Source organism: Mesorhizobium sp. B2-3-14, from assembly GCF_006442175.1.
Classification (GTDB): Bacteria; Pseudomonadota; Alphaproteobacteria; order Rhizobiales; family Rhizobiaceae; genus Mesorhizobium; species Mesorhizobium australicum.
This window is the reverse complement of the sequence record NZ_VFVP01000012.1, coordinates 149239-161862: the sequence shown is the minus strand read 5'-3', so window position 1 is coordinate 161862 and position 12624 is coordinate 149239. Positions and strand designations below refer to the sequence as shown.

The window sequence follows — 12624 nt, the reverse complement described above, 5'->3', positions numbered from 1 at the left end:
CACCTATGACCTGGACATCGATCGGCACCCTCTCCGACATTCCCCGCCGTGGCGCGCGCTGTGTCGCCACCCCGCAAGGCAAGATCGCTGTCTTTCGCACCGCCGACGACCAGGTCTTCGCCATCGAGGACCATTGCCCCCACAGAGGCGGGCCGCTGAGCCAGGGCATCGTGCATGGCGCGGCGGTGACCTGCCCCTTGCACAATTGGGTGATCTCGCTGGAGACGGGTAAGGCGCTGGGCGCCGACGAAGGCGCGGTGCGCACCATTGCGGTCAAGGTCGAGGGCGAGCACCTGTTCGTCGCGCTGGAAGCGCTGGCCAGCCGCGCGGCCTGAACTATGGAGATTGACGCAGCGCGCGAGGTGAGGACCACCTGCCCCTATTGCGGGGTCGGCTGCGGCGTGCTGGCGAAGGTTGCCGCGGACGGGCAGGTATCTGTCCGCGGCGATCCCGATCATCCCGCGAATTTCGGCCGGCTCTGTTCCAAGGGCTCCGCACTGGCCGAGACGATCGACCTCGACGGCCGGCTGCTCCAACCGCAAATCCACGACCGCCCCGCCGGCTGGAACGAGGCGCTCGACGTCGTCGCCTCGACCTTCCAGCACACCATCGCCGAACATGGCCCCGACGCGGTCGCCTTCTACGTCTCCGGCCAGTTGCTGACCGAGGATTATTATCTCGCCAACAAGCTGATGAAGGGGTTCATTGGCTCGGCCAACATCGACACCAATTCGCGGCTCTGCATGGCTTCGTCGGTTGCCGGCCATCGCCGCGCGTTTGGTTCGGACACTGTGCCGGGAACCTACGAGGATCTGGAGCTGGCCGACCTGATCGTGCTGGTCGGCTCCAATCTCGCCTGGTGCCATCCCGTGCTCTATCAGCGCATCGCGGCTGCCCGGGAAAAGCGGCCCGAGATGAAGGTAGTGCTCGTCGATCCGCGCCGTACCATGACATCAGACATCGCAGACATGCATCTGGCGATCGCGCCGGATGGCGACGTCGCCCTGTTCACCGGCCTGCTCGCCTGGCTCGGCCAGCACAATGCGCTCGACCGTGCCTATATCACGGCGCATACGGCCGGATTCGGACAAGCCCTGTTCGCCGCCTCGACGCTGGACCTTGCCGGCGTCGCTGCCGCCACGGGCCTCAGCGAAGACCAACTTAGCCGTTTCTACAGCCTGTTCGCCAGGACGGAAAAGACCGTCACCGTCTACAGCCAGGGCGTCAACCAGTCGTCCCAGGGCACCGACAAGGTCAACGCCATCATCAACTGCCATCTCGCCACCGGCCGCATCGGAAAAGCGGGCGCCGGCCCTTTCTCGGTCACCGGCCAGCCCAACGCCATGGGCGGCCGCGAGGTCGGCGGCATGGCCAACATGCTCGCCGCCCACATGGATATCGAAAACCCCGGGCATCGCGAACGCGTGCAGCGCTTCTGGAAGGCGCCGGCGATTGCCGGGGAGCCCGGTCTCAAGGCGGTCGAGATGTTCAAGGCGGTGGCCGATGGGCGCATCAAGGCGTTGTGGATCATGGCCACCAACCCGGTCGATTCCATGCCGGATGCAAGGGCAGTCGAGGCGGCGATCAAGGCCTGCCCGTTCGTCGTGGTGTCGGACGTGCTGGCCGAGACCGACACGGTCCGCCACGCCCATGTCCGATTGCCGGCCACGGCCTGGGGCGAGAAGGACGGCACCGTCACCAATTCCGAGCGCCGCATCTCGCGCCAGCGGCCGTTTTTGGCCGCCCCCGGCGAGGCGCGGCCCGACTGGTGGATCATTGCGGAAGTGGCAAGGCGGATGGGCTTTGGCGAGGCGTTCGCGCATGAGAGCCCAGTGGAGATCTTTGCCGAGCACGCCGCGCTGTCGGGGTTCGAAAATGATGGCGAGCGGGATTTCGACATCAGCGCTTATGCTGCGATCGATGTTGAGGACTACGAAGGATTGGCTCCGTTCCATTGGCCGGCACCGAGCCCAGGCACCCCCCTCTGGCCTGCCGGCAGGCCAGAGGGGGGTGCTCAAGCTCGGCTTCAATCAGAAGGGGGTGCTCAGGCTGGAACTCGGCCAGAGGGGGCCACTTCGATCGAACGCCAACCAACCCGTTTCTTCGCCGACGGCAACTTCTACACGCCCGACCGCAAGGCCCGCTTCATCGCTCTGCGTCCAACCGTCGAAACCCGCATCACCGCCGCCTTCCCGCTCGTCCTCAACACCGGCCGGATCCGCGACCACTGGCACACCATGACGCGCACCGGCAAAAGCCCGCGCCTGTCCCAGCACATCGCCGAGCCCTTCGTCGAAATCCACCCCGAGGATGCACAGCTTTACGGCATTGGCGACGCTGACATCGCGCGCGTCTCTACTCCGCGCGGCGATGTGCTGGTCCGCGTGCTGGTGACCACGCGCCAGCGCCCGGGCAGCCTGTTCGCGCCGATGCACTGGACCGACCAGTTCGCCGCCAGGGGCCGGCTCGACACGCTCACGGCATCGCTTACCGATCCCGTGTCGGGGCAGCCGGCGCTAAAGCATGTCGCCGCTCGCATCGAGAAATTCACCGCTGGGGCCTTTGGCTTTGCCGTGACACGCAAAAGGCCCGTGACGATGGCCGCCGACTACTGGGCGACCGCCAGATGCCGGGGCGGCTGGCGGGTCGAACTGGCCTTTGCCAATGACGATATCGACTGGACAGCCTTCGCCGGCTCTCTCTTCGATGCCGCGGATGCCGAAATGCTCGCCTATCACGACCGCGAGGCCGGCCAGCACCGCATCGCCGCCTTCCAAGGCGAGCATCTGGCGGGTGCCTTGTTCATCGCACCCGGTCCGGTCGCGGTGTCGCGCGGCTGGGCCGCCGAGCAGCTCGGCGAGGTCCACGCCAGCCAGCGCGAACGCTTCAGGATCGTCGCCGGCCGTGCCGGTGCCGAGCGGCCCGATGCCGGCGCGACCGTCTGTTCCTGTTTCAACATCGGGGTGAACCAGATTACCGCGGCCGTGGCGGCCGGCTGCAACAGTGTCGAAGCCATCGGCGCCACGCTGAAGGCAGGTACCAATTGCGGTTCCTGCCGGTCGGAAATCCGCACGATCATCCAGGCCCGTCGGGTTCAGGCGGCCGAGTGAAGGTGTCCGTCCCACCTGGCAAGGTGGCACGGCCTTGCGAAATCGGCGGAACCCGCAAGGGCTTCAACCTGTCCAACGGTTAATTCGACTTGGCTGGGACTCATTTGGTTGATGGAGGTGAAAGATGCCGCCATGGACCAGCAACTGGAAACGCCTTGACGACCGTTGCGCCACGCTGCGGCTGGATCTCGCCGTTCGGCTAACGATTCGGGAAGGGGTTCTCAAGCCATAGCAAACGAGACGATAACCGTTGCCGTGGATCTGTGTCTCGGCTGGCCCTGTTCTTCGTAGTTGGTACGTCTGGACACAGATGTCGAAGACTGGAAAATGGGGAACGCAATCTCGCCATGCGAGTTGATTCAAGGCATCGGGAGATCATCGCTGAATTTGCAAGACATAGCCGGCCATCCAGCCTTGCACCGCTACGTTCAGGAACAGTCGCAGTCCCTGATCCGCATCTATGAGGAAAGCCCGCGGCTGGCTTCGATCTTTGCCACGCAGCAGCGCTGGCTGTTGGGCCATGTCGGCCTTGCCATGCACTTCAGGCGCGACCCGAACGACCGCCGCAAGGACCTGACCGTATCGCGTTTCATCGAGGTCGTGCACAAGAACGCGGTTGCCAGCCGCAACACGGCGGACGCCTTCATCAAGGAGATGCTGCACTACAACATCGCCGAGTATGTGGCGGGTGGGGACGGCCGCACGCATCCCCTGCAACCGACGGCGGCGACGATTGAGCGATTCACCGGCTGGGTAACAGCCCATCTGCGCACGCTCGACCATATCGATGGCGGCAACCGGCTGGCCAGGTTCCTGGAGCGGCCAGACATGCTTGCCACGCTGCAGCCCCTGGTGGCGGACGGCTTGCTAGCCTCAAAGCCGGTGCGCGAACCCAACCAGACCTTTTCCCTGTTCATCTGGCTCAACAATGGCGGCATCGTCATGGACTGGCTGATGTCGGGCATCAACCCCGACCATGCCGGGCTGGAGCGAATTCCGACCGGCGTGGTTTCGATCGGCGACTTCGCCAAATGGCTCAAGCTGTCGCGGACCCATCTCAGCCGTAAACTGCGCACGGCGGAGGAACTCGGTAGCATTGGCTGGCTTGGTCAGCGCGGCAATTCGGTGATGTGGGTGTCGCACGGATTCTACGAGGAATACATGATCGTCCAGGCCGCCAAGCTGGCCGTCGTCGACAGCGCCTTTGCAGCGTGTTTTTCCACCGACCGCCGAGTCCCGCCACCTCCCAACTTGTGAAGCTGATGCAGGCCTATTTGAAGCGTCGATCGCGCGGGCGCGGCGCCGGTCAGACTGGTTGCGCCTCTTCGGTATGGCGTGCGCTCCAATGGCGCAGCACGACGGGAACGACAAGCGCCAGGCCGAGCAGCGAGGAATAGAGCTCGGGCGCCACCAGCAGCAGGGCGGCAAATACCAGGAGCACGTTCTCCCATGGGCGCGTGCGCACCAGCAGATAGCGCGACAGGGCGGCCCCGAGGCAGGTGATACCAAGCACGCAGCCGCCAAAGGCCAGGAAGAAATTCGGCCAGGTGAAGTCCTTTGTCACCAGCAGCAGGGACGGCGAGAAGACGAACACGAAAGGAACCAGCGCCTTGCCCAACCCTAACCGGAAGGCGGTGTTGCCTGTCTTGAACGGGTCCGCCCCCGCCATGCCGGCCGCCGCATAGGCGGCCAGCGCCACCGGTGGCGTGATGTCGGCCAGCAGGCCGTAATAGAAGACGAAGAAGTGGGCGACGATCGGTTCGGTGCCCAGCATGACCAGCGCGGGTGCCGCGATGGTCACCATGATGATGTAGTTGGCCGTCGTCGGGATGCCGCAGCCCATCAGGATGCAGACCACGCCGGTCATGAGCAGGGTGAACAGCAGCGTCAGGCCCTGGGCCGAGAAGATCGACTCGGGGATGAAGGTGCCGAACAGGAGCGACAACTGGCCCGCCGTTGAGGTGACGATGTAGGATAGCTTGAAGCCGACGCCGGTCAGGGTGACGACGCCGACGACGATGCCGACGGTGGCGGCCGCGGCACCGACGGCGAGCGCATATTTGGCGCCGTCGCGCAGGCATACTGCGATGTCGGCAACCGACATGCGACGGCGCGGATTGAGCAAGCCGACGGCGATGCAGAGCGTGATGCCCCAGAAGGCGGCCATGTAGGGCGTGTAGCCCGAGAGCAGGACGCCGATGAGGACGACGAGCGGGATGATCGTCGGCCAGTCCCGCTTCAGCGCCTCGACGACGTCGGGCATCTCGTCCGGCCTGAGCCCTCGGAGGCCGGTGCGCTTGGCCTCGAAATGCACCTGCATGAACACGCCGAAGAAATGCATGAAGGCAGGCACGATGGCGGCCAGAATGATGGTCGTGTAGGGCAGTTCGAGGAATTCGATCATCAGGAAGGCGGCCGCGCCCATGATCGGCGGCGTGACCTGACCGCCGGTCGAGGACGCCGCCTCCACCGCCGCGGCGAAATGTTTCTTGTAGCCGAGCTTGATCATCGCCGGGATGGTCAGCGAGCCGACGGTGACGGTGTTGGCGACCGACGAGCCGGAGATCATGCCGAACAATGCCGAGCCGAAGATCGATACCTTGGCGGGACCGCCGGCGTAGCGGCCGGCGACCCAGGCGGCACAGTCGAGGAAGAGCTGGCCGAGGCCTATGCGGGTTGCGAAGACGCCGAACAGCACGAAATGGAAGACGTAGGTGGCCACGACGCCGAGCGCGATGCCGTAGATTCCCTGCGTCGTCAGATAGAGGTGATCGACAAGCTGGGAAACGGACGCGCCGGGGTGCACCAGAATGCTCGGCATGTACCGCCCAAACAGTGCGTAGGCCATGAAGATGCACGCGATGATCGGCAGCGGGATGCCGACGGAGCGGCGCGTCGCTTCCAGGAGGAGCAGGATCAGGATAACGCCCAACGCCACATCGAGCGTCGTGGGGTTGCCGACGCGGAAGGCAAGATCGTCGAGCGGGATCATCGGCACGTGCAGCACGGCCACCACGGCGGCGAGCGCCAGCAGCCAGTCGAAAAGCGGTATGCCAAGCGGCCGCAGGAAGCTGGATTGCGCGGGCTGGTCGTAACCCTTCTTCACCAGCGGGAAGACGAGGAAGATCAGCGCCAGCACCATCGACAGATGGATGCCTCGGTGCAGCATCTCCTGCAGCAATCCGAAGCCGGCGGTGTAGTAGTGAAACAGCGACAGCGCCACCAGGAGGAAGCCGACCAGCCAGCCCGCGGCCTGGGTCAATGGCCGGAATCGGATTTCGGAGTCGAATTTCTCCTCCAGTTCGCGAGCTTTCTCCTCATCGAACTCCATCGCGGAAAGCGTGATTTTGTCATCGTCGCTCATGGCCGGTTCCGTGTCCTGAGTTTCCAGGCAAAAGAGGCGGAAAGCACGCCTCCCGCCTCGCTGTCGTCCATCGGTCCTACGCGCTGGTAGCTCCTACTTCAGGGCGCCGACTTCCTTGTAGAATTTCTCCGCACCGGGATGAAACGGAATGCCTGCGCTGGTGACCGCGTTCTGGAGCGTGATCAGCTTGCCCTTGGCATGGCCGGCCTGCAGCGCCTTCTGGGTCGCGTCGCTGTAAAGCGATTTGACGATCTTGTAGACGAGGTCGTCGGTCTGCTTGGCGCTGGTCACCCATTGCGCGGCGACGGATATGGTCTTGGTCTCGCCGACATTCTTGTAGGTGCCTTCCGGCACGGTGTCGGCGGAAAAGAACTTCTGTTCGGACAGGAGCTTGTCGGCTTCGGGGCCGGTGATTGGAACCAGGGTGATGTTGTTGGTGCTGGCAAGTTCGACGATGGCACCGGTCGGATAGCCGCCGACGAAGAAATAGGCGTCCATGGCGCCGTCCTGGAGCCGCTCGCCGGCCGGACCGGGCTTGAGGTATTCGGGCTGCACATCTTTCTCCGTCAGCCCGTATGCGCCGAGCACGAGGCGCGCGTCGACAATGGTCCCTGAGCCCGGCTCGTCGAGGGAAACGCGCTTGCCCTTCAGGTCCGCCACCGTCTTGATGCCAGCATCCGCTCGGGCGACTAGATGGATCGTTTCGGGATAGAGCGTCGCGATGAGGCGCAGGTCATCGGCCTTGGGCTTGCCCTCATAGAGGCCAGTGCCCGAATATGCCCAGTAGGCGACATCGGATTGCGTAAACCCTGATTCGGATGCACCCGACTGGATGGCGCTGATGTTGGCGACCGACCCGTTGGAGGACGTGGCGGTGGCGACCAGGCCTTCGACGCCGGCCGGCCCCGTTGCCGAGATGGCGTTGGCGATCAGGCCACCCACCGGATAGTAAGTGCCGGACGTTCCACCCGTGCCGATGCGGAAAAAAGCCTGCTGCGCGTGCGCCGGCGAAAGGCCGGCGGCGGCCAATGCCAAAGCTCCTGTGCCTATGGAAAAGGTGCGGCGGTTGATCGAAACAGTCATAACTACCTCCGAGTCAAAGATCGGCAGGATGTTGCAGCAACCGGAAGGTTGTCAACCTGCGCGTGCTTTTTGGCCGCTTCCAGAGCGCTTCCAGGAAGGGTGTGTTTCCGCCCGGAATCGCGTCAAAACAGGGACTTAATGGATGGCACCCGGCTCCGGGACAACGACCTGCATAAATCAGAGGCTTACAGCAGGTCGGGCGAATCCTATTCGCCGCGACATGCCGTAGAGCGGTTTAACCGCGTCGCCAGCGTCACCTGCCTGTGGCGACAACCAGCCAAACACAAGAACCGTGAAATAAAAAACCCGCCTTGCGGCGGGTCGTCGGCGCATGTCGGCACCATGCGAAAGATGGTAGCATAACTGCACTCGGCAATCAATCTCCGGTCGCAAACGGTTCGGGTGCGCAACGACACCCGAACCGGGCCGGCGTTCTCAATCTATGTCGAACGAGACGCCCTGGGCGAGCGGTAGCGCCTTGGAATAGTTCACGGTGTTGGTGGCGCGCCGCATATAGGCTTTCCACGCATCTGAACCGCTCTCGCGGCCGCCGCCGGTTTCCTTTTCGCCACCGAAAGCGCCCCCGATCTCCGCGCCGGAAGTACCGATATTGACGTTAGCGATGCCGCAATCCGAACCGTCGACACCGAGGAAGCGCTCGGATTCCTGCAGGTCGCGGGTGAAGATCGACGACGACAGGCCGGCGCCGACCGCGTTGTGCTCGTCGAGCACGGCGTCGAAATCGGAATACTTCATCACATAGAGGATCGGCGCGAAGGTCTCTTCCGTCACCGGTGCAACCTGCTTCGGCATTTCGACCAGCGCCGGGTGCACATAATAGGCATCGGGATGGCCGTTCTCGACCCGGCTGCCGCCAGTCACCTTGCCGCCATGCGCGGCCGCCTCCGTCAGCGCCTTCTGCATGGCATCGAAGGCGGCCTTGTCGATCAGCGGACCGACCAGTGACGAGGTCTCCAGCGGATTGCCGACCGAGACGCTCTGATAAGCCTTCTTCAGTCGCGGCACCAAGGCGTCGTAGACGCTGTCATGGACGAACAGGCGGCGCAGCGTCGTGCAGCGCTGGCCGGCGGTGCCCATGGCGCCAAAGGCGATGGCGCGCAGCGCCATGTCGAGATCGGCCGTCGGGCAGACGATGCCGGCATTGTTGCCGCCCAGTTCCAGCACGGCGCGGGCGAAACGCTTGGCCAGGCGCGGACCGACATCCCGGCCCATGCGAGTCGAACCGGTGGCCGAGACCAGCGGCACCCTGGGATGGTCGACCAGGATTTCGCCGACCGCACGGTCGCCGATCAGAACCGGTGCCAGTCCTTGCGGTGCGTCAGTGCCGAAGCGCTTGACCGCACGCTTGAAGATCGCCTCGCAGGCAAGCGCGGTCAGCGGCGTCTTCTCCGACGGCTTCCATACCACTGCATCGCCGCAAACCAGCGCCAGTGCGGCATTCCACGACCACACCGCGACCGGGAAGTTGAATGCGGAGATGACACCGACGACGCCAAGCGGATGCCAGGTTTCCATCATGCGGTGGCCCGGACGCTCGGTGGCGATGGTCAGGCCGTACAATTGCCGGGACAGACCAACGGCGAAATCGCAGATGTCGATCATCTCCTGCACTTCGCCGAGCCCTTCGGACGGGATCTTGCCGACCTCGATCGACACCAGCCGGCCAAGCTCGGTCTTGTGCGTACGCAGTTCCTCGCCCAGCAGCCGCACCAGTTCGCCGCGCTTGGGACCCGGCACCAGCCGCCAGGACTGGAACGCCTTGTGGGCTGCATCGATGGTCTTTGCCGCGTCGGCCGGCGAGATCGTCTTCAGCGCCGCGATCCGCTCACCCGTCACCGGACTGCGCACGATCAGGTCGCCGCCGTCAAGCGCCTCCTTGGCCACGCCCAGTTTCGCCAGAAGCTCGGCCGTTTCCTTCGCTATCGTCATTTCTGTCCCTTTCAGAATCCCGCCGCTCGTAGGGCGCGGGCCAACGCCTTGCCATGCCTTCCCGGCGCCGTCGCGGCTGGAAGGGGCTGTCATGGCGTGCCATTACCTGTTTCAGGGGAAAATCGCCACCCCGGCATGGTCCAAGCCCGGGCTGCACGATTGAGCCAGGCAGAACGGGCAGAGGCTTTCAGTTTGCTTTCTTCGCCGGCGTGCGTACGGCGCCGTCCTTGATCAGACGGTCGATATGCATGCGGATATGGGCAGCTTCCGCCGCCGTATTGGCGAGCGCGATGGCGCGGTCGAAGGCAATGCGTGCCTCCTCGCCCCGGTCGAGTTGCATCAACAGCCCGCCCTTGAGGCCGAAGAAATGGAAATAGCCCGAAAGCCTCGGCTCGAGCGGCTCGATCATCGCCAGCGCCGCTTCCGGTCCGCGCACCTTGGCGACCGCGACCGCACGGTTGAGCGTGATGACCGGCGACGGCTGCATCTGCTCGAGCAGGCCATAGAGCAGGTCGATCTCCACCCAGTCGGTGTCCTCGGCTTTCTCGGCCCGCGCGTGGAGCGCTGCGATCGCCGCCTGGACTTGATAGGGACCTGGCTTGCGATGGCGCAGCGCCTTGTCGACGAGCGCCAGCCCTTCGTCGATCATCTTGCGGCTCCACAGGCTTCGATCCTGGTCCTCGAGCAGCACGATCTCGCCATCATCGTCAAAACGTGCCGGTGCGCGTGCGTGCTGCAGCAGAAGCAGCGCTGTCAGCCCCATGATCTCCGGCTCGGTCTGGAACAGCCGCAGCAGCAGCCGGGCAAGCCGGATCGCTTCCTCGCACAAGGGCGCGCGAGCCGGCGCCTCGCCGCTGTTGGTCGAATAGCCCTCGTTGAAGATCAGGTAGACCATGGACGCGACCGCAGCGAGCCGCTCGGAGCGCTCGACCGCGCCCGGCGTCTCGAACGGCACGCCAGCGTCCGCGATGCGCGCCTTGGCGCGGGTGATGCGCTGCTCCATCGCGCTCTCGCCGACCAGGAAGGCGCGCGCGATCTGCTTGACGGTGAGGCCGGAGACGACGCGCAGCGCCACCGCGATCTGCTGCGTTGCGGGCAAATCAGGGTGACAGCAGATGAACAGCAGCCGCAATATGTCGTCGCGGTAATGCGCTCCGTCCAGCCGCTCGGCGATGTCGCTTTCGGCGTCCTCCAGATCGGAAACCTGGTCCTCTTCCGGCATCGGCGCCTGCTTGGCACGCTTGCGCACCGCGTCGATGCCGCTGTTGCGGCCGACGAAGATCAACCAGGCCGCCGGATCGCGAGGCGGTCCGTTTTGCGGCCAGTTCTTCAGCGCCTTGAGGCAGGCGTCCTGGAAAGCTTCCTCCGCCGTGTCGAGATCGCGGAAATAGCGCAGCAGCGCGCCCATCGCCTGTGGGCGGGCAGCGCTGATCGCGGAGCTTATCCAGGCGAGTTCGGTCATGCCGGAACCCTGGTCGGATGGAACACCGATACAGGGCGGATTTCGTAGGAACCGCCGCTTGGGTTGACCTCGGAGAGCTCACGGGCGAATTCGACGGCCTCGTCGAGGTCGGCGCAATCGAGCGTGTAGAAACCGAGGAACTGTTCCTTGGTCTCGGCGAACGGCCCGTCGATGACCAGCGATTCACCTTTCACTTTCCGCAGCGTCGTTGCCGCCGTCGTCGGCAAAAGCCGCGCCACGGGCCCAAGCCGGCCGGCGTTGGCATACTTCTCCTGAACGCCGAGCAGGTCGGCCATGACCTTGTCATCCTGTTCCTTGCTCCAGGAACAGACGACATCTTCGGAGGCGTAGCAGAGGATGGCGTAGAGCATGGACGGTCCTTTCTGTAGCAAAGGACGAAACAGTAGGGCCGATGCCGACATGGCGTCGATAAAAAAATCGAGACGCCGCGGATTCAGCGGCCGCCGATTGCCGCCGATCGGTCCTCCTGCGTCTTCAACCATCTCAACACGAGCGCTTCCTCCTCATCGAGGCCTTCGATGGATCGCTTGCGTTTGTTGGCTTCCGCCATTTCGGCAAGCAGTCGTCCTTCGCTCCAAGCCTTGAAGACCTGCGGATGGATATAGCATTGGCGGCAGACCGCGCGCGTATTGCCCAGCCGTTCGGCCACCTTGTCGATGACGTTGTTCATCACCCGTTTTTGCTGTGCCTGGCTTTCAGGCAGTTCCGTCTGTGCAAACAGCGACGCGGCGTGGATGGTGCCGCCCCATGTGCGGAAGTGCTTCGAACTGAACGCATCGCCGACCGCTTCGCGGATATAGTGATTCACGTCGTCGGAGCGGACAGGGCGTCTGTTGCCGTCCTCGTCGAGATACTGGAACAGTTTCTGGCCCGGCAGGTCCTGCGCGCCCCGAACGATCCCCGCGATCCGGCGGTCAACCAGCTTCAATTTCCATTCCTTGCCGGACTTGCCCTTGAAGGCGAAGCGCAGGCTCGATCCCTTGATATCGACATGCCGGTCCCGCAATGTCGTCAGGCCGAAGCTCTTGTTGTCGCGAGCATAGGCGGCATTGCCGACGCGGATCATCGTGTTGTCGAGCAGCCAGACCACCGCGGCGGCGACGCGTTCGAGCGGCAGGCCGTGACGGCGCAGGTCGCTGTCGATCTTGCGCCGAAGGTCCGGCAGGCTTTCGGCGAAAGCCACGAGGCTCGAATATTTGGCGCCGTCGCGCTCCTCGGCCCATTGCGGATGATAGCGATACTGCTTGCGCCCCCGCTGATCCCTCCCGGTCGCCTGGATATGCCCGTTCGGATCGGGCGAAATCCAGACATCGGTCCAGGCCGGCGGTATGACGATCGCCGCGATGCGCGCTCTGTCGGCATCGGAGACCGCTTTCCCGTCCGGTGCCTTGTAAGCGAATCCCTTGCCTGCCTTCAGCCGGCGGATGCCGGGCTCGGCATCGCTGACATAGGTCAGCGCGGCATCCCTGGCGGAAATCTGTGCTCCATTCTTGGGTACGCTATCACCGTCGGCCAATCGGCTCCGCGACGATCCGGTTCTCTGCAGCATGTAAGCTCCACACGAAATATGCGTAGATAAGCTGCGGGCTGACCGCTGGTTCCACACCCCGCCTGGAAACAAGGCAATCCCGGTG

General features: G+C 64.2%; 9 protein-coding genes. 3 read left to right on the top strand and 6 right to left on the bottom strand.

Translation table 11 applies throughout. The features are described 5' to 3' along the window. The first annotated feature begins 5 nt into the window (after positions 1–5). The 3 genes from nirD to FJ950_RS25320 all read left to right on the top strand — a co-directional run bounded on the left by nirD (position 6) and on the right by FJ950_RS25320 (position 4367). Complete coding sequence (gene nirD / locus FJ950_RS25330) at positions 6–335, top strand: nitrite reductase small subunit NirD (protein ID WP_140619503.1); 330 nt, start codon at positions 6–8, stop codon at positions 333–335. Positions 336–338: 3 nt separating this feature from the next. After that, a complete protein-coding gene (locus tag FJ950_RS25325) occupies positions 339–3110 on the top strand; it encodes a nitrate reductase (RefSeq protein ID WP_140619502.1) in 2772 nt (923 codons plus the stop codon). Positions 3111–3437: 327 nt separating this feature from the next. After that, positions 3438–4367, top strand: coding sequence for a hypothetical protein (locus tag FJ950_RS25320; RefSeq protein ID WP_140619500.1), 930 nt, complete (start codon positions 3438–3440; stop codon positions 4365–4367). Between the two features lie 49 nt (positions 4368–4416). On the opposite strand, the gene FJ950_RS25315 is transcribed toward FJ950_RS25320, so the two are convergent. The 6 genes from FJ950_RS25315 to FJ950_RS25290 form a co-directional block, all read right to left on the bottom strand. Next, positions 4417–6474, bottom strand: a complete 2058-nt coding sequence (locus tag FJ950_RS25315; protein WP_140619498.1) for a TRAP transporter permease — start codon at positions 6472–6474, stop codon at positions 4417–4419. A 93-nt stretch (positions 6475–6567) separates the two neighbouring features. Continuing rightward, positions 6568–7557 carry a TAXI family TRAP transporter solute-binding subunit gene (locus FJ950_RS25310; protein ID WP_015315949.1) on the bottom strand — a complete coding sequence of 330 codons (990 nt, stop codon included), beginning with the start codon at positions 7555–7557 and terminating at the stop codon, positions 6568–6570. A 435-nt stretch (positions 7558–7992) separates the two neighbouring features. Then, entirely contained in the window at positions 7993–9507 is a 1515-nt protein-coding gene (locus FJ950_RS25305; protein WP_140619496.1) for an aldehyde dehydrogenase family protein, read from the bottom strand. A gap of 187 nt (positions 9508–9694) precedes the next feature. Continuing rightward, a complete protein-coding gene (locus FJ950_RS25300) occupies positions 9695–10969 on the bottom strand; it encodes an RNA polymerase sigma factor (RefSeq protein ID WP_015315947.1) in 1275 nt (424 codons plus the stop codon). After that, complete coding sequence (locus tag FJ950_RS25295; protein WP_015315946.1) at positions 10966–11340, bottom strand: YciI family protein; 375 nt, start codon at positions 11338–11340, stop codon at positions 10966–10968. Before FJ950_RS25295 ends, FJ950_RS25300 begins: the two co-directional genes overlap by 4 nt. Before the next feature lie 83 nt (positions 11341–11423). Further along, positions 11424–12539, bottom strand: a complete 1116-nt coding sequence (locus FJ950_RS25290) for a DNA topoisomerase IB (protein ID WP_015315945.1) — start codon at positions 12537–12539, stop codon at positions 11424–11426. Positions 12540–12624: the final 85 nt, after the last annotated feature.

Coding starts and splice junctions, on each gene's coding strand:
- nirD (WP_140619503.1), top strand. CDS start 6: ATGACCTGGACATCGATCGGCACCCTCTCCGACATTCCCCGCCGTGGC.
- FJ950_RS25325 (WP_140619502.1), top strand. CDS start 339: ATGGAGATTGACGCAGCGCGCGAGGTGAGGACCACCTGCCCCTATTGC.
- FJ950_RS25320 (WP_140619500.1), top strand. CDS start 3,438: ATGGGGAACGCAATCTCGCCATGCGAGTTGATTCAAGGCATCGGGAGA.
- FJ950_RS25315 (WP_140619498.1), bottom strand. CDS start 6,474: ATGAGCGACGATGACAAAATCACGCTTTCCGCGATGGAGTTCGATGAG.
- FJ950_RS25310 (WP_015315949.1), bottom strand. CDS start 7,557: ATGACTGTTTCGATCAACCGCCGCACCTTTTCCATAGGCACAGGAGCT.
- FJ950_RS25305 (WP_140619496.1), bottom strand. CDS start 9,507: ATGACGATAGCGAAGGAAACGGCCGAGCTTCTGGCGAAACTGGGCGTG.
- FJ950_RS25300 (WP_015315947.1), bottom strand. CDS start 10,969: ATGACCGAACTCGCCTGGATAAGCTCCGCGATCAGCGCTGCCCGCCCA.
- FJ950_RS25295 (WP_015315946.1), bottom strand. CDS start 11,340: ATGCTCTACGCCATCCTCTGCTACGCCTCCGAAGATGTCGTCTGTTCC.
- FJ950_RS25290 (WP_015315945.1), bottom strand. CDS start 12,539: ATGCTGCAGAGAACCGGATCGTCGCGGAGCCGATTGGCCGACGGTGAT.